Consider the following 373-nt stretch of genomic DNA (forward strand, 5'->3'; position numbering starts at 1 on the left):
CTGCCCGAGGGCGGCGTGCTGCCGTTCGACTTCGGGGCCGTGGCGGGGTTCCTGCACCGCTCCGGCGGCGAGGTGCGGGCGGTTTCGGCGACCTGCACGCACCTCGGCTGCCGGCTGAACCTGGACGCGCCGGCGCGGCGGCTGAACTGCCCGTGCCACCGGACGTCGTTCGCCGTCGACGGCGTCGTCCTGACGCACCAGCTCCCGGTGACGCCGCCGCCGCTGCCGCACCTGGTCGTGCGCGAGGCAGGCGGCGTGGTCGAGGTGCTCGTGCCGCCGGCGGGGGCGTAACCCCCGCGCGTATCCCTGGTATGAGGAATTCCGTTGGGGTGAAACACTTCTCGCTCGTGGCCGCGGCGGCGCTGGCGCTCAC

General features: G+C 74.5%; 1 protein-coding gene. It reads left to right on the top strand.

Annotation, left to right across the window (positions count from 1 at the left end; translation table 11 throughout):
- Positions 1-291 (top strand): ubiquinol-cytochrome c reductase iron-sulfur subunit (locus tag G3I65_RS07590; RefSeq protein ID WP_160695448.1); only part of this gene is annotated, 291 nt, incomplete at its 5' end.
- Positions 292-373: the final 82 nt, after the last annotated feature.

Source organism: Amycolatopsis sp. SID8362 (assembly GCF_010550475.1).
Lineage (GTDB): Bacteria > Actinomycetota > Actinomycetes > Mycobacteriales > Pseudonocardiaceae > Amycolatopsis > Amycolatopsis eburnea.